The 18,918-nt window shown below is 69.4% G+C and carries 19 protein-coding genes; 6 read left to right on the top strand and 13 right to left on the bottom strand.

What is annotated here, in order from left to right:
• Positions 1-6 precede the first annotated feature (6 nt).
• Entirely contained in the window at positions 7-3,183 is a 3,177-nt protein-coding gene (locus AB0B64_RS02720) for a BTAD domain-containing putative transcriptional regulator (RefSeq protein ID WP_358174150.1), read from the bottom strand.
• Between the two features lie 52 nt (positions 3,184-3,235).
• Positions 3,236-4,153: an NADP-dependent oxidoreductase gene (locus AB0B64_RS02715; RefSeq protein ID WP_358174147.1), complete on the bottom strand. Its 918-nt coding sequence runs from the start codon at positions 4,151-4,153 to the stop codon at positions 3,236-3,238.
• Between AB0B64_RS02715 and AB0B64_RS02710 the strand changes: the two genes are divergently transcribed.
• The gene (locus AB0B64_RS02710) at positions 4,041-5,600 is read left to right on the top strand and encodes an NAD(P)-dependent oxidoreductase (RefSeq protein WP_358174144.1); all 1,560 of its coding nucleotides are present in this window, start codon (positions 4,041-4,043) and stop codon (positions 5,598-5,600) included. The two genes, AB0B64_RS02715 and AB0B64_RS02710, sit on opposite strands and share 113 nt — an antisense overlap.
• 122 nt (positions 5,601-5,722) lie before the next feature.
• On the opposite strand, the gene AB0B64_RS02705 is transcribed toward AB0B64_RS02710, so the two are convergent.
• The gene (locus AB0B64_RS02705) at positions 5,723-6,577 is read right to left on the bottom strand and encodes an alpha/beta hydrolase-fold protein (protein ID WP_358174141.1); all 855 of its coding nucleotides are present in this window, start codon (positions 6,575-6,577) and stop codon (positions 5,723-5,725) included.
• Positions 6,574-7,800: an amidohydrolase family protein gene (locus AB0B64_RS02700; protein ID WP_358174138.1), complete on the bottom strand. Its 1,227-nt coding sequence runs from the start codon at positions 7,798-7,800 to the stop codon at positions 6,574-6,576. Before AB0B64_RS02700 ends, AB0B64_RS02705 begins: the two co-directional genes overlap by 4 nt.
• A gap of 92 nt (positions 7,801-7,892) precedes the next feature.
• On the opposite strand from AB0B64_RS02700, the gene AB0B64_RS02695 reads away from it, so the two are divergent.
• Positions 7,893-8,489 carry a TetR/AcrR family transcriptional regulator gene (locus AB0B64_RS02695; RefSeq protein WP_358174136.1) on the top strand — a complete coding sequence of 199 codons (597 nt, stop codon included), beginning with the start codon at positions 7,893-7,895 and terminating at the stop codon, positions 8,487-8,489.
• A 198-nt stretch (positions 8,490-8,687) separates the two neighbouring features.
• Here AB0B64_RS02695 and AB0B64_RS02690 read toward each other — a convergent pair whose 3' ends face one another.
• On the bottom strand, positions 8,688-9,116 hold the full coding sequence (locus tag AB0B64_RS02690) for a MarR family transcriptional regulator (protein WP_358174133.1): 429 nt from the start codon (positions 9,114-9,116) through the stop codon (positions 8,688-8,690).
• A 55-nt stretch (positions 9,117-9,171) separates the two neighbouring features.
• On the opposite strand from AB0B64_RS02690, the gene AB0B64_RS02685 reads away from it, so the two are divergent.
• Positions 9,172-9,504, top strand: coding sequence for an antibiotic biosynthesis monooxygenase family protein (locus AB0B64_RS02685; RefSeq protein WP_357947610.1), 333 nt, complete (start codon positions 9,172-9,174; stop codon positions 9,502-9,504).
• Between the two features lie 56 nt (positions 9,505-9,560).
• Here AB0B64_RS02685 and AB0B64_RS02680 read toward each other — a convergent pair whose 3' ends face one another.
• The 3 genes from AB0B64_RS02680 to AB0B64_RS02670 form a co-directional block, all read right to left on the bottom strand.
• The gene (locus tag AB0B64_RS02680; protein WP_357947613.1) at positions 9,561-10,442 is read right to left on the bottom strand and encodes a GNAT family N-acetyltransferase; all 882 of its coding nucleotides are present in this window, start codon (positions 10,440-10,442) and stop codon (positions 9,561-9,563) included.
• Between the two features lie 387 nt (positions 10,443-10,829).
• The gene (locus tag AB0B64_RS02675) at positions 10,830-11,411 is read right to left on the bottom strand and encodes a dihydrofolate reductase family protein (protein ID WP_358174130.1); all 582 of its coding nucleotides are present in this window, start codon (positions 11,409-11,411) and stop codon (positions 10,830-10,832) included.
• A gap of 613 nt (positions 11,412-12,024) precedes the next feature.
• Positions 12,025-12,573 carry a CGNR zinc finger domain-containing protein gene (locus AB0B64_RS02670; protein WP_357947619.1) on the bottom strand — a complete coding sequence of 183 codons (549 nt, stop codon included), beginning with the start codon at positions 12,571-12,573 and terminating at the stop codon, positions 12,025-12,027.
• A gap of 92 nt (positions 12,574-12,665) precedes the next feature.
• Between AB0B64_RS02670 and AB0B64_RS02665 the strand changes: the two genes are divergently transcribed.
• A complete protein-coding gene (locus tag AB0B64_RS02665) occupies positions 12,666-13,562 on the top strand; it encodes a DMT family transporter (protein ID WP_357947623.1) in 897 nt (298 codons plus the stop codon).
• Here AB0B64_RS02665 and AB0B64_RS02660 read toward each other — a convergent pair.
• The 5 genes from AB0B64_RS02660 to AB0B64_RS02640 are packed head-to-tail and all read right to left on the bottom strand — an operon-like array spanning position 13,502 to position 16,898.
• Positions 13,502-13,891 carry a transcriptional repressor gene (locus AB0B64_RS02660; protein WP_357948142.1) on the bottom strand — a complete coding sequence of 130 codons (390 nt, stop codon included), beginning with the start codon at positions 13,889-13,891 and terminating at the stop codon, positions 13,502-13,504. The genes AB0B64_RS02665 and AB0B64_RS02660 overlap by 61 nt on opposite strands.
• A complete protein-coding gene (locus AB0B64_RS02655) occupies positions 13,891-14,766 on the bottom strand; it encodes a metal ABC transporter permease (RefSeq protein ID WP_358174127.1) in 876 nt (291 codons plus the stop codon). The genes AB0B64_RS02660 and AB0B64_RS02655 overlap by 1 nt, the downstream gene beginning before the upstream one ends.
• Complete coding sequence (locus tag AB0B64_RS02650) at positions 14,763-15,548, bottom strand: metal ABC transporter ATP-binding protein (RefSeq protein WP_357947629.1); 786 nt, start codon at positions 15,546-15,548, stop codon at positions 14,763-14,765. The genes AB0B64_RS02655 and AB0B64_RS02650 overlap by 4 nt, the downstream gene beginning before the upstream one ends.
• Before the next feature lie 48 nt (positions 15,549-15,596).
• Complete coding sequence (locus AB0B64_RS02645; protein WP_357948145.1) at positions 15,597-16,487, bottom strand: metal ABC transporter substrate-binding protein; 891 nt, start codon at positions 16,485-16,487, stop codon at positions 15,597-15,599.
• Positions 16,488-16,535: 48 nt separating this feature from the next.
• Positions 16,536-16,898 carry a DUF6703 family protein gene (locus tag AB0B64_RS02640; RefSeq protein WP_358174125.1) on the bottom strand — a complete coding sequence of 121 codons (363 nt, stop codon included), beginning with the start codon at positions 16,896-16,898 and terminating at the stop codon, positions 16,536-16,538.
• A 131-nt stretch (positions 16,899-17,029) separates the two neighbouring features.
• Here AB0B64_RS02640 and AB0B64_RS02635 point away from each other — a divergent pair, with 131 nt between their 5' ends.
• Together AB0B64_RS02635 and AB0B64_RS02630 are read left to right on the top strand one after the other, a co-directional pair.
• Positions 17,030-17,317, top strand: coding sequence for an antibiotic biosynthesis monooxygenase family protein (locus AB0B64_RS02635; protein ID WP_357947635.1), 288 nt, complete (start codon positions 17,030-17,032; stop codon positions 17,315-17,317).
• A gap of 94 nt (positions 17,318-17,411) precedes the next feature.
• The gene (locus AB0B64_RS02630; RefSeq protein WP_357947638.1) at positions 17,412-18,797 is read left to right on the top strand and encodes a glycine--tRNA ligase; all 1,386 of its coding nucleotides are present in this window, start codon (positions 17,412-17,414) and stop codon (positions 18,795-18,797) included.
• Positions 18,798-18,918 lie beyond the last annotated feature (121 nt).

The following is an 18,918-nucleotide window of genomic DNA, read 5'->3' as shown; positions in this document are numbered from 1 at the left end:
GTCCCCTTAACCGACGAGGACTGACAGCGCCTCGTCGCCGCTCAGCGCGGCTCCCGTGGCGAAGTGGGCGGCGAACACGTCCGCGCCCAGCCGCTCGGTCGCCGCCGCGGCGACCATGGCGACGTCCCGATCACCCGCGACGGTCGTACCGCGCAGCGCCACCCCCACGCCCAGCAGGTACGCCGCCCGCTCAGCCGCTCCGTCGAGCAGCGCCAGCCCCGCCTGGCCCTCGGCGATCTCGGCCGCGTCCGTCGGCACCACCGTGCGCGCCAGTTCCAGCGCCTCCCCGTGCCTGCGCCTGGCCTCGGTGAGATCTCCCTCGGCCGCGGCCAGCCGGCCGAGCGCGGTACAGGCGAATGGCCTCATGCCCTCGGTCGCGTACGAGCCGGGAACGGCGGCGTCCAGCACGGCGGTGTAGCGGGCCCGCGCCTCGTCGTACTGACCCGAGAACCGCGCCAGGTCGCCCCACGCCATGTTCAGCAACGGCAGCCCGCGCGACATGCCCGTCCGGCGGGCCAGCTCGGTGGCGCGTTCGAGATCGGCGCGGGCCCCGTCCAGGTCGCCTTCCCGCGTCAGCCCCGCCGCCCTGCGGCACAGCACGTCCACCAGCTCGTCCGCCGCGCCGAGCTGGCCGTTCAGGTCCACGGCCTGGCCCCAGAGCCGCCTGGCGGCCGCCCAGTCGCCGCGCCGGCTCGCGATCATCGCCAGCCATTCGTGGCTCTGCGCCATCCCCCAGCGCTCGCCGAGGGCGCGAAAGCGGGTCAGCGTCTCCTCCAGCCGCTGCTCACCCTCGGCCACCTGGCCGCCGTGCAGGTGGATCAGCCCTTCTCCCAGCATGGACACGGCCCGGCTCCACGGGTCGGAGCCGAGCAGTCGCCCGCGGCGCCGGGTGGACACCGCGTCTGCCGGGCCCGCCGTCATGCCCCACAGCACGGCCAGGAACGGGTGCCGCAACTCGCCGTCCAGCGTCGTCATGATGTCCACGGCCCGCGCCCACCGCTCGGGGGACACCTCCGGTACGGCCTGCAGCACGCACATGACGTACTCCTCTTCCAGCCCCGCGACCGGCTCGTCACCCATCAGATGGAGCAGCCGCATCGCGGACGAGGCGATCTGTTCGCGCCGCCCGCTCAGCCACGAGTACACCGACAGGGCCGCGACCAGCCGCGACGCCGTCTCCGGATCGTCCTCGACGGTGTGCCGGAGCGCGGCCCGCAGGTTGTCGTACTCGGCGGAGAGCCTGGCCAGCCAGTCGAGCTGTTCGGCCCGCCGCAGCCACGGGTCGGCCCGCCGGGCCAGATCGAGGAACCAGGCGGCGTGCGCGTCGCGGATCCGCCGCTGCTCTCCCGCCTCGGCCAGCCGCTCGGCGCAGAACAGGCGGATCGTGTCCAGCATCCTGTAGCGCCCGCCGTCGGCCTCGATGAGCGATTTATCGACCAGGTCGGCCAGCACGTCGCCGTCACCGCAGACGGACTCGGCCGCCTCCACCGAGGCTCCCCCCGCGAACACCGAGAACCGCCTCGCCACCTCCTGCTCCTGCGGGGTGAGCAGGCTCCAGCTCCACTCGACCACCGCGTGGAGGGTGCGGTGCCTGGCCGCCGCCGTACGGTCGCCGCGGGAGAGCAGCTTGAAGCGGCCGTGCTCGTTCAGGCGGTCGGCGATCTCCGCCGGGGTGAACGTACGCAGCCGCGCCGCCGCCAGCTCGATGGCCAGCGGCAGGCCGTCCAGCGTGGCGCAGATCCCGGCGCAGACCTCCATCACCTCGGGATCGGCGGTGAACCCGGGCCGGACGGCGGCGGCCCGCTCGGCGAACAGCCGTACGGCCGGGTAGGTAAGGGCCTCGGCGGGATCGATGCCCGGCGGCGGCACGGCGAGCGGCGCGAGGGGGACCAGAATCTCGCCGGTGAGCCCGAGCGGCTCCCGGCTGGTCGCCATGATCGCGACGCCGGGGCAGGCGTCCAGCAGCCGCCGGACCAGCTCGGCGGCGGCGGCCACCACGTGCTCGCAGTTGTCGAGCACGAGCAGCGCCGGCTGGTCGGCGAGGGCGGCGACGAGCCGGTCGACCGGGTCGGGACGGTCCAGCGCGGGCACCTGCAACCCGGCCTCGCGCAGCCCGAGCGCCCCCAGCACGGCCGGGGCCACCTGAAGCCCGTCGTCGACCGACGACAGATCGGCGAACCCCGCCTCCCGGCCCGGACCCGCCCGGTGGACGGCCTCGACGGCGAGCCGCGTCTTGCCCATGCCCCCGGGGCCGACGATGGTGATCAGCCGGGCGTCGCCGAGCGCGACGATCCTGGCCAGCTCCTCCTCCCGGCCGACGAGCCGGTTGAGCGGCACGGGCACCCGCCGCCGGGGAGCCTGCTCCCGCCGTTCCTCGCCACGCAGGATCGCCAGGTGCAGGGCCGCCAGCTCAGGAGCGGGATCGGCCCCCAGCTCGTCGGCCAGCAGCCGCCGTACCTCGTCGTAGACCGCCAACGCGGCGGCCTGCTGCCCGGAGGCGTGCAGCGCCCGCATGAGCTGACCGCGCGGCCGCTCGCGCAGCGGATGGGCCGCCACCAGCTCGCGCAACTCGGCGACCGAGGTCCCGCCGGGCAGGGCCAGCTCGGCCTCCGCCAGATCCTCCCTGGCCGTGAGCCGCGCCTCCTCCAGCCGCGCCACCTGCGGCGCGGCGAACGGCGCGTCGGCCACATCGGCCAGCGCGGGCCCCCGCCACAGGGCCAGCGCCTCCCTCAGCACCCGCGCGGCCGACTCGTGCTGCCCCGCCGCCAGCAGCCTCCGCCCGTCCCGGGCCAGCCGCTCGAACCGGTGCGCGTCGATGTCCTCCGCCTCCACCGCCAGCCGATAACCGGCGCCGTGGAACTCCACCAACCCGGCCGGCAGATTCCGGCGCAGCCGGGAGACGTGAGCCTGGATGGCGTTGGCCGCCCCGGCGGGCGGGTCGTCGCCGTACTGACCGTCGATGAGCCGCTCCACGCTGACCAGCCGCCCGGCGTCGAGCAGCAGCAACGCGAGCAGCGCCCGAGGGCGCGGCCCACCCACGGCGACCGCTTCACCGGCGGCCGTCCGCACCTCAAGCGACCCAAGGATCCCGAACTGCACGGCACCGATTCTGTCCCATTCGCCGGGCATGCTCTCCCGCAGATCCACATCGCGGCCCGCACACCGGGCATGTTCGCGCGGCATCGCCTCCTTCCAGCCAGCTGGGCATCCGGAGCCCGGCGGCTGGGTGAGCTGGTCAGGGTTTGAGCACGTAACGACCGCGCACTCCGCCCTTGGCCATGGCCCGGTGGGCCTCGGCGACCTGGTCCAGCGGCATGACCGCGTGCACTCGGGCCGGCAGCCCATCGGACGCGGTGCGGGCGAGCAGGTCGCCCAGTCGAGCGCCGTCGGGATGCACGACCACGGCGTCTACGGTGATCCCGCGCTCCGCGACCGGCTTGGCGCTCGGCTGGACGCCGACGAAGATGCCGCCATCGCGGACCAGGGCCAGGCCCCGCTCCTGCAGCGCCGCACCGTCGGCGACCGCGTCCCAGCCCGGCTCCGCGTGCGTGGTGAACCCGGCGCCCAGGCCCCGGATGAACTCCTCGTCCTCGGCTCTGGCCAGACCGGTCACCTGCCAGCCGCGGTCCCGCGCGAGCGAGACGACGTACCCCCCGGCCGCCCCGGCCGCCCCGGTCACCAGCAACTGGTCGCCGTCGCTGGGTGCGTCACCAAGGAGATCGATGATCTGGGCGGCGGCCAGCCCGTTGAGCGGTACCGTCGACGCCGCGATCAAGTCCAGCCCGCCGGGAACGACGGTGACGTCGGCGGCCCGCACGACGAGCTGTTCGGCGTAGGTGCCGAAGTCGCGGTCGAAGCCGTCCACCAGGCCGGCGACCGGCGTGCCGGCCCTCAGGTCCACGCCGGGGCCGGTCGCGACGACAGTCCCGGAGAAGTCCCAGCCCAGGCCGGTGTGCTCGGGCTGGTTGACCAGCCCCATGGCATGGAAGAGGCCGCGGGCGACCGCGAGGTCGACGGGATTGACCGACGCGGCGGCGATCATGACCCGGACCTCACCGGGCCCGGGCTCGACGACGGGAACGTCGATGATCTCAATCGAGTCGGGTCCGGTCGGGGTGCGGACGGCTGCCGTACGGAAGGTCGGGATGCTCATGGTTTCGCTCCTCATGGCTGGGGGTCCCGGTAGCAATCGCGGAAAAAACAACGAACCCGTCTCTGACCTGCGTCGCAGCCAAGCAGTTGTGGGGGGTGGTCGGTCCAACTACGGACGCGTCGTCGGTATCGTCGGCCTGTCGCATACCGGCCGGCGGGTGGCACACCTGCTGCGGTCCTTCGACCTCACCGTGCTCGCGAGCGACCCCTACGCCACCGAGGCGGACGCCCAGGCCCTCGGCACGACCCTCGTTCCGCTGCCCGACCTGCTGCACCGCAGCGACATCGTGACCCTGCACGCGCCGTCGCTGCCCGAGACCCGGAACCTGCTGAACGCCGACCGCCTCGCGCTGCTTCCCGACCACGCCACGGTCATCAACACCGCCCGAGGCAGCCTGATCGACACCGGCGCGCTCACCGCCGAATGCGTGAGCGGGCGGCTCAGCGCGATCCTCGACGTCACCGACCCCGAACCGCTGCCGGTCGACTCACCGCTGTTCGGGCTGGCCAGGTGGGTGTACGGCCCGGTTCAGATCTCGGTCGTGACGTTCACCTCCGTCGGTGGGGCCTCATGCGCCGCCGAGCTCGCAGCGGTTCAGTCCGCCAGGTCGACGACCAGTCCGGCGAGCTGGGCACAGCCGTGGACAGACCTCTTTCGGCGTAGCCGTTCCACGTGCGCCGAGGTGGCGGTACGGTCCCAGGGCCGGATGTGCGAGCGAGGGGGCAAGGATGCTGGAAGAGGCATTGGTGGCTCTGGCCGCGGCGGGCGGCACCGCGGTGGTCCAGGCCGCCGGCAATGCGGTCACATGTGCGCCAGGCCCGCACGCGCCGGGCTCAGCCTGCTTTGTAGGAACCTTCAGGCGGTGGTCGCGGTGGGGCCGACCCGCGGAGTTCTGGTCACCACCGAACCGGCCCGGCGCCGCTGCCCCGAGTTGCCGACCGCTGCATGGCGCGGCGCACGGCTGCTCGACAACACAGGTAACGGACACCACGTCGTCGTGAGAGTGGGACCTGCGGTACCCACACTCGCCGAGGTGACGTTGTCCTACCGGGGCGCGGTACAGGCGGCCCGGGTCGCTGACACCATGCCGATGTTCCGGCCGGTTGTCGAGTTCGGGAACTCAGGTCTACCGGCTACTCGCCGGCCTCCCCGTCCGTCTTGGCTTCCGGGCCAGCTCGACTCGATGGTGGGCCGGCTCCTGAACACCGATCCCATCGTCTTCGCCACCGCGGAGCTGTTCCTCGACCGCGCCGGCGACGTCCGCGCCGTCGCGGACCGGTGCACTCGACTGCCGTCGCGGATTCAGCCCGCCGGAAACAACTCCTTTGGCGTCATCGCAGCGAGCTGCATCCCTTCCCATCGGTACCGTCCTCGCCGCCGAACAGCCAGTTCGCAGAGGCCCGCGGCCATCATCGCCGTCATGACCCTGAAGGGATGTTCCGCCTAGGTCAGCGCAGGATTCGGCTGACTGTTGGGTGAGGGAAACATGGTGGCACAGGGATTCAAGATGGCACTGACGAGGAGTGCGGCCACCCAGCGCGGCGGTTGCACAAACCGCGGCGCTCGCGCTTACAGGGCACGGCAGGTCCTGAGGTAGCTGAGGAACGAGGCCTGCAGCCCAGTCACGTGCGTTTCGTGCATGAGTGCGCTGGTGACGGATCCGCTGCGTGAGGTGAGGCGGTGAAGGAACGTGGCCGCGTTCTTCGCGAGATTCTGGTAGACCGCCACGTCTCCGAGGATCTCTCGGTCGTTGAAGGTCACGTGAAGCTTGGTAGCAGGCAGGGTGTCACCCATTGCTTGAAGACGAGCGAAGACCTGACTGTCTGCATTGACAATGCCGGGGCTGCCCGCGCCGATGCTCTCGAAGAAGGTGCTATTGGTGAGCCAGGAGTAGAGACTGAAGAGTCCGCCGTAGGAATAGCCGAAGAGGCCGTGACCAGTCGGGGCAGTGCCGTAGTCGCGTTCGATCCGCGGGTGTAGATCGTCGGTAAGGAAGTTCAGGAACATATCCCCGCGGCTGTCGCTCAATTCAGCGAGGTAGGCGTCGGCTTGCTCGCGAGTCATCGTGCCCGCTTCGACCCCCATCTCCACCGCATCGATGTACTCCTTCGCGATGGGTTCGCCGGGGGGCACGAGGTCGCGGTTGCGCAACCGCTCCCAGTGCTCTGCTTCCTCGCCTGCGTAACCCACGCTGACTTGGACGTAGGGCTGAATCGACTGCATGGGGTCCAGTTGCGTGACGATGAGTGGGGCGGTCATGCCCACGGCCCAGTTGCCGTCGAGCACGTACACGACAGGCGCTTGCGCCGCGGCAGGGTCGTAGCGCGGTGGCGTGGTGACCCAGACGCCGTAGTCGTGCCCACCGCTGGAGCGCACCTCAAAGTAGTCGGTGTGGGCGAGGCAGCCCTGCCACATGGTGCTCATCTGAGGTCCTTTACGATTTGGCCGGCCTGGATTACGAGGACGGCGTTGGTGGGGTCGGAGAACAGTTCTGGGTCTTCGAGCGGGTTGCCGTTCCAAAGAACGAGGTCTGCCTGCGCGCCGGGAGTGATGACACCCACCTGGCCGGACAGGCGGAGGATCTCGGCGTTGGTCTGGGTCGCCGCCACGAGCGCTTCCATCGGCGTCTCGAGGGCTGCGCGCAGGCTGAGTTCTTTGCCGCGACGGTCCTGGGCCGGACCGATGAGATCGGAACCGAGCCCGATCCGTACTCCTGCGTGCTTGGCGACAGCGAGCGCCTTCGTCATCTGCTCGCGTGCGCCCTTGGCTCGGTCGCGGGTCGACTCGGCGAGACCTGCTCCGGCGGTGTCGTGCAGCAGTTGCTCGACGACAGCGAACGTGGGCACGAGGGCAACCTCGCGAGCGGCCATCAGGGTCGCTGTGGATTCGTCGAGGCTAGTGCCGTGCTCGACACAGCGCACCCCGGCCTCGACCGCATTTCGTATGCCCTCGTTGTTGTGGGCGTGAACTGTCACATAGGTGTTCCGTGCCGCAGCTTCTTGAACTGCAACAGCGATCTCTTCGACGGTGAACTGGGTGTCGGTCAGTCGATCATGTGCGCCCACCACTCCGCCGGTCACGCAGAGCTTCAGGAAGGAGGCTCCACGGCGGAAGGCTTCGCGGACGTTGTGTCGCAGCTCGTCCGCGTTGCCCGCCATCATGGAGAGGGCGCACAGGCCCGGGATGTGGTGGCTGCTCCACAGCTCGGTGGGTTCCCATTCGGCTCCGTAGTAGCCGTGCCCGCCGATCTGGCACTGAACAGGGCCGCACGACAGGACGCGCGGCCCTCTGACCTTGCCCTTCGCGATCGCGGTGACGACACCGCCGTCGATCCCGCCGGTGTCGCGAACGGTGGTGAAGCCGGCGTCGAGCGTCGCGCCGGCCGTGGCGAAGATGTCCGCCGCGATCTCGGCGGCGCTTATCTGAAACGAGAAGTGCGGCTGGATCGGGCTCGACAGGCCCAGGTGGACGTGAGCGTCGATCAGGCCGGGCGTCATCGTCAATCCCTCGGCATCGAGACGCTCGCCGTGCGCGCTGGAGGCACCGAGTTGGGTGATGCGGCCGTTCTCGATGGTGATGTCGAGGTTGCTGGGATCGCGCCCCGATCCGTCGATGACCGCCGCGCCGACTACATGAGCAGGTCCCATAGTCGATCCTCCGCCGTTGCGAGCTGACTGCGACCATGTGCGAAGCAACACGGAACCGCCAATCCTTCTTTTCCAATGGATAAACTGTGGGAGTGATCCTGTCAACCTCGGAACGCAAGGGCAGCGCGAGCGAGCGACTCCTGGCACGGCTTCTCGACGCCTTCGGCGAGGCCCTTCCCCCGCCGGAGATGTCGCTCCGTGAGATCGCCGCCCGGATCGAGACCAGCCACGCCCTGTTGCGATACCACTTCGGGTCACTCTCGGGCGTCTTGGCCGCCATGCTCAAGGCGCAGCGATCCCGTGACAACGAGGCACTTTTGGAGGCCGCCCAGCAGGGCACCTTCGACGATTTCGTTGTGGCGATCTGGCGTACTTACACCCGGCCAGAGCAGCTGCCGCGTGCCCGCGGCTTCTTCTACGTCGTCGGACTGGCCGCGTACAGCCCAGAGGACTTTCGTGAGTTCATCGACTCGCTCGACGACCTGACCAACATGCTGGCCTCTCTCGCGGAACGCGAAGGGCTCGACACGAAGGAAGCGCGGGATGTGGCCACCGTCACCATTGCCGCGATTCGTGGCCTGCTCTTGCAGGAGGTTCTGACTTCAGCAGTCCACTCGGAGGACGCGGTTGCCTTGATCCTGCGCATGAGCAAGGGGCGATCCGTGCCGCGCACAAGTCCGGGGCCTTGAGCAGGTAGCCGCCTTTCACCACCACGTGAGCCGGGGTCCCGGTAGTCCGGTAGGACACGAACACATCCCCGCTACGCAGACCATACGATGGCCTTGGCGGTAAAGCGGTGTGGGCGGAGGTGCTCACCACTGACGCAGATCCTTAAATCGGCCTGCATGAATACACAGACCGATTTGCGCTTTGTGCCGGCGGCGGTGTCAGGCCAGGTTTCGTGCGCAGGCGGTGAGCAGGGAGGCCAGCTGTTCCACCTCGCCTGGCGGGAGGTCGGTGATCATGCGTTCCTCCACGTCGAGCACAACCCTGTGGGCCTGGTCGAGCAGGGATTGACCCGCATCGGTGAGGGTGACCGGCAGGGCTCGACCTGAGGTCGGTTGCGTGGCGACGGAGACCAGCCCGGCCCGGGTGAGCCCGGCGAGCACGTCTCGCAGGGACTGCCGGGTGACAAAGGTGCGCCGGGCCAGTTCGGCGGCCGGGGCGCCGGGCGCGTCGGCCAGTGCCCGCAGCACCGCGTACTGGGACATGGACAGGCCCATCTCGCGCAGACGCTCCTCACACGCGCCGCGGAAGGCCTGGCTCACCTGCTTGACCAGATAGCCGACGCGCTGACGGACATCCATTTGACTCATGACAGGAACCTTACACATAATCCTCCGTGTAAGGAACCTGACATGAGGAGAAGCCGTGCCCGCGACCACCACCATCACCGTCGACGCCCCGGTGGCGACCCTGATCAATGTCTTCACCGTCCAGGCCGACCGTCAGCGCGAGCTCGTCGACCTGCTGGTCACCGCCACCGAGGAGGTCATGCAGCACCTCCCCGGATTCGTCGCCGCCAACATCCACGCCAGCGACGACGGCACCAGGGTGGTCAACTACGCCCAGTGGGAGACCGCGGAGGCATTCCAGGCCATGCTCGGCACCCCAGCCGCTCAGGTGCACATGCGCCAGGCCGCCGCCCTGGCAGACGGATTCGACCCCCACTTGTACGCCGTCGCATCAGTGCATCACCGCTGAGCACGTCACGGTCCGAAACAACAGCGACGAACAGACGCTCGTCCGCTACGGCTCCGCTACAGGGCGAGCTGGAGTGTCACCCTCTGATGGGTCGGCATGTAGCCGAGCGCGTCATTGATGGCGCGCATCGGACGGTTGCTGTCGGCCGTGTCGGTCAACAGGCCATCGAGGTACGGATAGCGCTCGCGGGCCTGCCGGATGGCCTCGGCCTTCATCCAGCGGGCCAGGCCGTGCCCGCGATGTTCAGGCAGCACGCCGGTGCTGTAATGCTGGGCATCGCCCTTGCCGTCCCCTGGGACGACCAGTTCGGTGAAGCCGACGACGGAACCGTCCGACTCGGCGACGGCAGCCACGGTGTGGAGCAGATCGCCTCGGTTCTCGATCGTCTGCACCGCCTCCCGTACGCGGTCGACGTCCCAATGCACGCTGCCGTAGTCGGTGTCGTCCATCGGCATGTCGTCCATGGCGCAGCGGGCCGCGGCGAACGTATCAGCCAGTTCGTCGGGCACCATCCCGTCCCACGCGACCAACCGGTACCCGAGGTGCGGGCTGCTGACGATCTCCCGAAGGCCGGCGAGGTCGGCCTGCGCCAGTGGCAGTCGCGTGTAGGTCAGGGTCAGCACTTTGCGGAAGTCGTGTGCCGACAGGAAGGCCTCTCCCGGCGAGCCAGGCTCTGCTTCCGCGATGACGGAGCGTCGGCCCGCATCGCGGGCCGCGGCCAGCGCGGCCGTCAACAGGAGAGAACCAACACCGACGCGCTGTTCGGCCGGGTGGACGTGGAGATCGAGCTCGGCCAGATGATCCTGGCCCGCCCTGGTGAACAGGCGCAGAAAAGCCGACCCGACGGGAACGCCGGTGGATCGGGTGGCCAGCCAGGCGAGGCGCCGGCTGGATGAGGTGAGCTTGGGGTCAATAAGAGGGGTGATGCGAATCGACACGATGTCTCCGGCTTGAGGGGAGGTGGTGGGTGATAGCAGAGCTGCGGCCTTGCCGCTGAACGGTCCTGCGCATCTGCTGCACACCTCCTGCAAGTACGGCCTCGACATCCGACGGGATCGGCAAACTGTAGCGGACGCGATCATCGTGCAGTAGATCGGCTCACGTCAACCGATCGTGCCACCGCCGGCTCAGAAGGTGTCGTCCCAGACCTGAGCAGTTGTGCTGTTGCACCGCCAGATCCGCATCGCGAGGCCCGGCGCTGTCGAGGCATTCGGGATGTCGAGGCAGTGGCGTCACGGTGGACCGGGCGGGCCACCCGATCAGAAGCCGGGTCGCCCGAAGGATCTCCCTCGGACGACTCGGCTTCTTGCCACATTTCCGCCGGCTCAGCCGGTCGTGGCATAGCGCAGCAGGACGTTGTCGGAGCCGTCGAGGCTGCGGACCTCCGCGACGGTGAGCCCTTCGACCGGCTGAGTGAAGATCGGCGTCCCCTCGCCGAGCGCCTTCGCCCCCACGATCAGGTGCAACTCGTCGACGAGCCCGGCGCGGAGCAGAGCGTTCCAGGTGATCCGGCTGCCGAAGGTGACGATGTCGCCGCTGGTACGTTGCTTGAGCTCCTTGACCCACCCCTCGGCGTCGGCGCGCTTGACCACGGTCGTCCGGTCCGCCCACGACGCGATGTCCGAGTCCGTGAGCGAGTCCGACACGACGCTGACCTCGATCCGCCCGTAGATCGCGCCGAACTGCTGGTTCACCGTGGACGTCTCGGGGTTGTCCGCTTGGGCGGGCCAGAACCCCATGAACATCTGGTACGAGTCGGCGCCGAGCAACAGCGAGCCGGCGGCCTGGATCCGCTCCAGGTTGTAGGCGTCGAACGCGGCGTCCATCGACAGCACGAGCGGGTTGCCGTCCGCCGCCGCGTAGAAGCCGTCAAGAGACATGATGTTGCAGACGATGAGCTTGGCCATACCAGGCACTCCGTTTCCTCCGTCGATCAGCTTGTGGCGCCCACCATGTCTGGGAGATGCGTCGGCCGACAGATGCAAATATCACCAGACCCCCGCTGACTTTCGCTACATCAACCGAGGTCAAGCCTGTTGCGGGAACCTGCAACACCCCTGTTCCTCATGCGGCCGGAACGCCCAGGATCGCCTCATGCTCAGTGCTGCGATCAACAGAAGAGGCGCGTTGCGGGCAGGCGCCGTGGCAGGGCTGGCCGCTGCGGGCACCGGATGCCGGGCCAACTCTCGTACGGCCTTCCACGCTCGCGCTTCCGACGCCGTCGCCAGCTTGGGCCGCAAAGCCGTGACGTAAGACGGCTCATGTAGTTGTGATCATCACGCGATACCCTACGCAGGCCACGAGTCGCCACTAGCACTTGGCCAGAGACCTTGATGACAAGGCGGCTCACGTCCGGGGGCGCGGGGGCCGGCAGGCCACCGCCCGGGGTTCGGGGCGGAGCCCCGATGGGCACAGCGCGAGCGTCAGCGAGGAGGGGGCCGAAGGGGGCGGAGCCCCCTGGGAAGCACGCCTGAGCGCCACCCGCGCGTAGCGCGCCCCGATCGCGATGACCGAGCTTTGTCAGGCGCGCCGCCGAGCCCGATAGGCGGCCACGTGCATCCGGTTTCCGCAGGTACGGCTGTCGCAGTAGACACGGGATCGGTTGCGGGACTCGTCCACGAACACCCGGTCGCAATCAGGTGCCGAACACGTTCGCAGCCGTTCCCACTCCTCGTCCACCACCAGGTGCGCCAGCGCCACCCCGCAGTCCGCCGCCAGGTGCTCGGAAAGTGTCGCGTCCGGGGCGAAGTAGTGCATGTGCAGCGGATGTCCGTCGTGCTCCGTCAGCCGGGGCGTGATGCGGGTCCCCGACAGGAGCGTGTTGAGCAGTCGTACGGCCGTCGGCTGGTCCGGGGCGGTGAAGACGCGGTGGAACGCCTCTCGCACCAGTCGCACCTGCCCCAGGTCGCGGGCCGTGAGCGCGCCGATGCCGCTGACCTGCCGCGACTCGACGAACGCGTGCAGGTCGGCCAGCTCGGCCAGGCCGTCGTCTCCGCCGGTCGACGGGGACGTGTTGACCAGCTCTACCACCGTGGCCAGCGAATGCACCATGTCATGGCCAAACGGCATGTTGACTCCTGTCGACGACCGGCTCTAGCGTGGTCGCAGCGTATCTCGCTCCAAGGAGCTCGGGGGTTTCTGTGGGTGCACATCGTCGTATCGTGCTGATTGCGATCGCGGGTGCGCTGATCATCTCCACCTCCGCGCCGCTGGTCCGGTTGTCGGGGGTCTCGCCGGCGACCTCGGCGTTCTTCCGGTGCGCGTACGCGCTGCCGCCGATGCTGGTGCTGGCCTGGCTCGAACGGCGGAGGCTGGGGCCCCTCCCGGCCCGCAGCCGCAATCTGGCGTGGCTGGCGGGCGTGCTGTTCGCGTTCGACCTGCTGTTCTGGCACCACGCTATCAAGTACGTGGGCGCGGGGCTGGCGACCGTACTGGGCAATCTGCAGGTCTTCATCGTGGCCTTCGCGGCGTGGGCGCTGTTCCGTGAGCGGCCGTCGAACCGGCTGATGATGGCCACCCCGGTGGTGTTCGCCGGGGTGGTGCTGATCTCGGGGGTGTTCGACAGCGCGGCGTATGGGGCGAACCCGCTGCTCGGGGTCGTGACGGGTGTGGCCACCTCGATCTCGTACGCGGGGTTCCTGCTCGTGTTGAAGGGCGGTTCGGGGCGTACGGTCGGGCCGTTGACGCACGCCACCGCCGTGGCCACGGTCGGGATGGCCGCGCTGAGCCCGGTGTTCGGGGGCGCCGACTTCGTCCCGAGCTGGCCGGCGCACGGCTGGCTGCTGCTGCTCGCGCTCGGGCCGCAGGTGGCCGGCTGGTCGCTGATCGCGTACTCGCTGCCCAGGCAGCCCGCCGCGCTCACCGCGCTGCTCCTGCTCGTCCAGCCGATGACGACGGTCGGGCTGTCGGCGGTGCTGCTCGGAGAGCACCCGTCGCCGCTCCAGCTCGCCGGGTGCGGGGTGATCGTCTTGGGCGTCCTGTACGGCTCGCGGCGCGCTCAGCCCGCCCGCACCGAGGCCGAGCAGCCGGAGCAGGTGCCGAACACCTCGACCGTGTGAGTGATCTCGGTGAAGCCGTGCTCGGAGCCGACCGTCTCCGCCCAGCGTTCGACGGCGGGACCGGCCACCTCGACGGTCCGGCCGCAGCGGCGGCACACCAGGTGGTGATGGTGGTCGCCGCTGGCGCACGCGCGGTAGACGGACTCGCCGTCGTCGGTGCGCAGCACGTCGACGTGACCGCCGTCGGCCAGCGCCTGCAGCGCCCGGTAGACCGTGGTCAGGCCGATCTTGGCGCCGTGGGCGCGCATCTCGGCGTAGACGTCCTGGGCGCTGCGGAAGCTCTTGCTCTGGCGGAGGGTGTCGTGCACGGCGTCGCGTCTCGTGGACATCATCGTGCGACCTCCTCGACGCGCATGGTGGATCGCTCGCTCACTGTGGACTCCTGGGGTCTGCCTCGCCGTACGAACTTACCGACACCGAGGGCCAGGACGAAGCCGCAGAGGGCAAGAAGCACGATCGCGGCGCCCGGCGGCACCCTGGCGGACAGCGTCGAGGCGAGCAGCCCGCCCACCGCCGCGACGACGCCGAACAGCATGGCCAGCGCCATCGTCGAGCGGAACCCCCTGGTGAGCTGCTGACCGGTCGCCACCGGGATCACCATCAGCGCGCTGACCAGCAGCAATCCGACCACGCGCATGGCGATGACGACGGTCAGCGCGGCCGTGACGGCGATCAGCAGGCTGAGGAAGCGCACCGGCAGGCCGCTGGCCCTGGCCATCTCCTCGTCCTGGCAGAGCACGAACAGCTCCCTGCCGAAGATCACGACCACCGCGATCACCGCGACGGCCAGCGCGCCGATGATCCAGATGTCCTCGGTGGTGACGCTGGCGATGGCGCCGAAGAGGTAGGAGTTCAGCTTGGCGTTGCTGCCACCCGGCGCGATGCCCATGAGCATGACGCCACCCGCGATGCCGCCGTAGAACAGCAGCGCCAGCGCCACGTCGCCGCTGGTGCGCCCGCGCGCCCTGACCAGTTCGATGGCCACGGCGCCGATGACGGCCACGGCCACGGCGGTGAGCACGGGCGCGGTGCCCGTCAGGAAGCCCAGCGCGACGCCGGTCAGCGCCACGTGCCCGATGCCGTCACCGAGCAGCGCCAGCCTGCGCTGGACGATGAACGTGCCGACGGCGGGCGCGCAGAGCCCCACCAGCAGCGCCGCGATCAGCGCCAGCTGGAAGAACTGCTTGCCCAACAACTCGATCATGGCTCTCCCCGCCATCCGGAAAGCGGTCCCGCGCTCGCCTCGGTGGCGTGCGGGTGCACGTGTTCGTGTCCCGGCCGGGCGCAGTCGCCCTCGGGCCGTGGTGGTCTGCCGTCGTGCGCGATCCGGCCCTCACGGACCACCACGCCGCGGGTGATGAGCGGCTCGAGCGGGCCGAGCTCGTGGGCGACGAGCACGATGGTCTTGCCGTTCAGCACCAGCGTGGCCAGCGTATCGGCGAGCAGCTGCTGAGTGTCGGCATCGACACCCGCGGTGGGCTCGTCCATGACGTACGTGTCGGGTTCGCCGGCCAGCGCGCGGGCGATGAGCACCCGCTGCTGCTGGCCGCCGGACAGCGACTGCACCGGGTCGCCCGCCCGGTCCGCCAGCCCGACGGCCTCGAGGGCGCTCGCCGCCGCCGCCTTGTCCGCGGCGCTGGTACGGCGCAGCCGGCTCTGCCTGGCCACACGGCCGGAGGTCACGACCTCCCGGACCGTGGCGGGCACCCCGCCGCCGACGGCCAGGCGCTGCGGTACGTAGCCGATGCGCCACCAGTCGCGGAATTTCGCGGGCGGTGTGCCGTACAGGAGGGTCTGGCCGCCCGAGAGCGGAGTGAGGCCCAGCAGGGCGCGCACCAGCGTGGACTTGCCGGAGCCGTTGGCGCCCATGAGGGCCACGACCTCGCCGGGGCAGATCGTGAGATCGATGCCGCGCAGGATGTCGCGCCGGTCCAGGCTCACCCGGCCGCCGGTCATGGCGAAGGCGGTCTCACCTGTGCCGCTCATGCCGTACGCCCCAATGTGCCGTTCATCTCATACACCCCAATGCGCCGGTCATGCCGTACACCCCAATGCGGTCTGCAAGGTCTTCAGGTTGTCGCGCATTCCCGACAGGTAGTCGCCCGACGGCTTGCTCTCCAGCGGATCGAGCACCGCCGTCCGCGCGCCGACCTCCTTGGCCAGCACCTCGGAGACCTTGGGGCTGACCAGGGCCTCGGTGAAGATCGTGGTCACCTTCTCGTCCTTGGCCAGCTTGGCGACCTCGGCGATGCGGGCGGGGGAGGGCTCGGTCTCCGGGTCCAGGGTGATGCCGATCTGCTTGAGGTGATAGCGGTCGGCCAGATAACCGAACGCCTCATGGGCGGTGACCAGCGTCTTGGTCCCGCAGGTGGTCAGGGCCTTGGCGTACTCCTGGTCGAGGGTCCCCAGGGCGCCCGCCGTCTTGACCGCGCGGTCCCGGTAGCCCTGGGCGTGCGCGGGGTCGGCGGCGGCCAGTCGCTCGCCGAGCTTGGCGGCGACGGTGGCCAGGCGGGACGGGTCCAGCCAGAGGTGCGGGTCGTAGCCGATGTCGTGACCCTCCGCGTGCTCGCCGGCGGGCAGCGTCTTGACGGCGGTCGCGGCGTCGAAGCTCTTGTCCTGGTCGACCGCGTCGTCCACGGCGGGCTGGACGCCCTTGATGTAGACGGTCAGGGTCGCGTCTTCGAGCTGGGCCACCTGGTGCGCGCCCAGCTCCAGGTCGTGCGGTTCGACACCGGGGGCGGTCAGGACCGACACGCTCACGTCGGGGCCGCCGACCTGCTCGGTGAGCCACTGGAGCGGGTAGAAGGCGGCGATCACGGCGGGCTTGCCGGGCGCCGCCGTCTCAGCCGCGCCGGTGTTGGAGCACGCGGCGGCCGTCAGGGTGGTCGCGAGGATGGCAGCACCGATTAGGGGCGTTCGGGACATCACGCCCCCGATTATGGGGAAAATGAAAATGATTGTCAAAATCTCCGGCTAAAACACTCCGAAGCGGTCGGCCGCGAGGACCAGCAGGAAGGCCAGCATCACGACCCGCAGCAGCCGCCCGCCGAGCCCCAGCGACGGCCAGGACAGGTACGCCAGCCAGCCCACGAACCCCAGCACCGGCAGCACCGCCACGCCGCCCAGCCAGCTGTCCACGGCGAACCCGGTCAGCAGCAGCACCACCAGCACGGCGGGCGCCGCCCACTTGGGCACCTGCGTGAACAGGAACGTCATCGGAGTCGCGCTGCGCTCCTCGACCGCCTTGCGCAGGCCGGTCGCGCCGGGTGTGAAGAACTGCTCGCCGGCGGGAAGCGGCCGCTGGGCATTCCCGCGGCGGTTGTCATTGGTGGCCACGGCCCGAGCCTAGCCCCGTCCCAATCGAACAGCAGGTGGGCGGTCGGAGCGCCCGAATCGGTCAGTGGGTGCGGGCAGGTCAGGGACTGGAATCGCCCAGCGGTACGTAATCGTCTGACATCCTGGTGTGCGTGCTCGCCGTCATCCGTTACACCGTCCCAGAGTCCCAGTCCCAAGACTTCGTCAAGCAAGCCCATGTCATCCTTCAGACACTGGCCGACCAGCCCGGATTCCTGCGCGGCCGGTTGGCCCGCTCGGTCGATGAGCCCAACCTGTGGGCGCTGGTCAGTGAGTGGGAGGGCGCCGGGTTCTACCGCAGGGCCCTGTCCGCGGCGCGGATGGCGATGTATCCCCTGATGATCCTCATGGTCAATGAACCAAGCGCGTTCGAGGACGTCTATCTTCAAGACGGCGAGTAGAAATACTCGCGCGCGAGGGCTCGTGAGCGTCCCCTAAGCTGGGAGCTCACCCATTCCCTTCGCCGACCTCCAGCCGGAAAGAGACGCAACCAAAATGGCACGACGCACAGACGTCATGGACACGATCGTCAGCCTCGCCAAACGCCGCGGGCTCGTTTACCCGTCGAGCGAGATCTACGGCGGACTGCGCGCGTCGTGGGACTACGGTCCCCTGGGCGTCGAGCTGAAGAACAACGTCAAGCGGCAGTGGTGGCTGTCGATGGTCCAGTCGCGCGACGACGTGGTGGGCCTCGACTCCTGCGTCATCCTGGCCCGCGAGGTCTGGCAGGCCAGCGGTCACGTGGAGACCTTCACCGACCCGCTGACCGAGTGCCAGTCGTGCCACAAGCGCTACCGCGCCGATCACCTCCTCGAGGCATACGAGGAGAAGAACGGCAAGGCGCCCGAGAACGGCCTGGCCGACATCACCTGCCCCAACTGCGGCAACAAGGGCGCCTTCACCGACCCGAAGCAGTTCAGCGGCCTGCTCAAGACCTACCTCGGCCCGATCGAGGACGAGTCGGGTCTGGCCTACCTGCGCCCGGAGACCGCGCAGGGCATCTTCATCAACTACCTCAACGTGCAGCAGTCGGCGCGTAAGAAGATCCCGTTCGGCATCGGCCAGGTCGGCAAGTCCTTCCGCAACGAGATCACGCCGGGCAACTTCATCTTCCGCACCCGCGAGTTCGAGCAGATGGAGATGGAGTTCTTCGTCAAGCCGGGCAGCGACGAGGAGTGGCACCAATACTGGATCGACGAGCGCTTCCGCTGGTACTCCGATCTGGGCATCAACAAGGACAACCTCCGGCTCTACGAGCACCCCAAGGAGAAGCTGTCCCACTACAGCAAGCGCACGGTCGACGTCGAATACCGCTTCAACTTCGCGGGCGGTGAGTGGGGTGAGCTCGAGGGCATCGCCAACCGCACCGACTTCGACCTGACCGCCCACTCCAAGGCGTCGGGCGTCGACCTGAGCTTCTTCGAGCAGGACACGGGCGAGCGCTACGTGCCCTACGTCATCGAGCCGGCGGCGGGTGTCGACCGGGCCACGCTGACGTTCCTGCTCGACGCCTACAGCGAGGACGAGGCGCCCAACGCCAAGGGGGTCATGGAGAAGCGCACGGTGATGCGGCTCGACCACCGGCTCGCCCCGGTCAAGGCCGCGGTGCTGCCGCTGTCGCGCAACGCCGACCTGTCGCCGAAGGCCCGCGACCTGGCCGCGCAGCTGCGCCGGCGGTGGAACGTCGAGTTCGACGACGCGGGCGCGATCGGCCGCCGCTACCGGCGCCAGGACGAGATCGGCACGCCGTTCTGCATCACGGTCGACTTCGACACGCTCGAGGACCAGGCGGTCACGATCCGCGAGCGCGACACGATGGCTCAGCAGCGCATCTCCCTCGACGCCGTCGACTCCTACCTCCGCCAGCACCTGAACGACTGATTTTTTGTTACGGCCGGCAGTGGCCAGCCCCACCCGCCATACGTGGCCGGGCCCTGTCCAGGGGCACGCTCCTGCGGTTTACGGGGCTGGCCGCCGTGACGTGCGCATTGTTGACCCCGTT

The sequence above is a fragment of the Nonomuraea sp. NPDC049129 genome (assembly GCF_040648495.1).
Taxonomy (GTDB): Bacteria; Actinomycetota; Actinomycetes; order Streptosporangiales; family Streptosporangiaceae; genus Nonomuraea.
The sequence above is the reverse complement of the archived record's forward strand: the minus strand, read 5'-3'. Positions and strand labels throughout refer to the sequence as shown.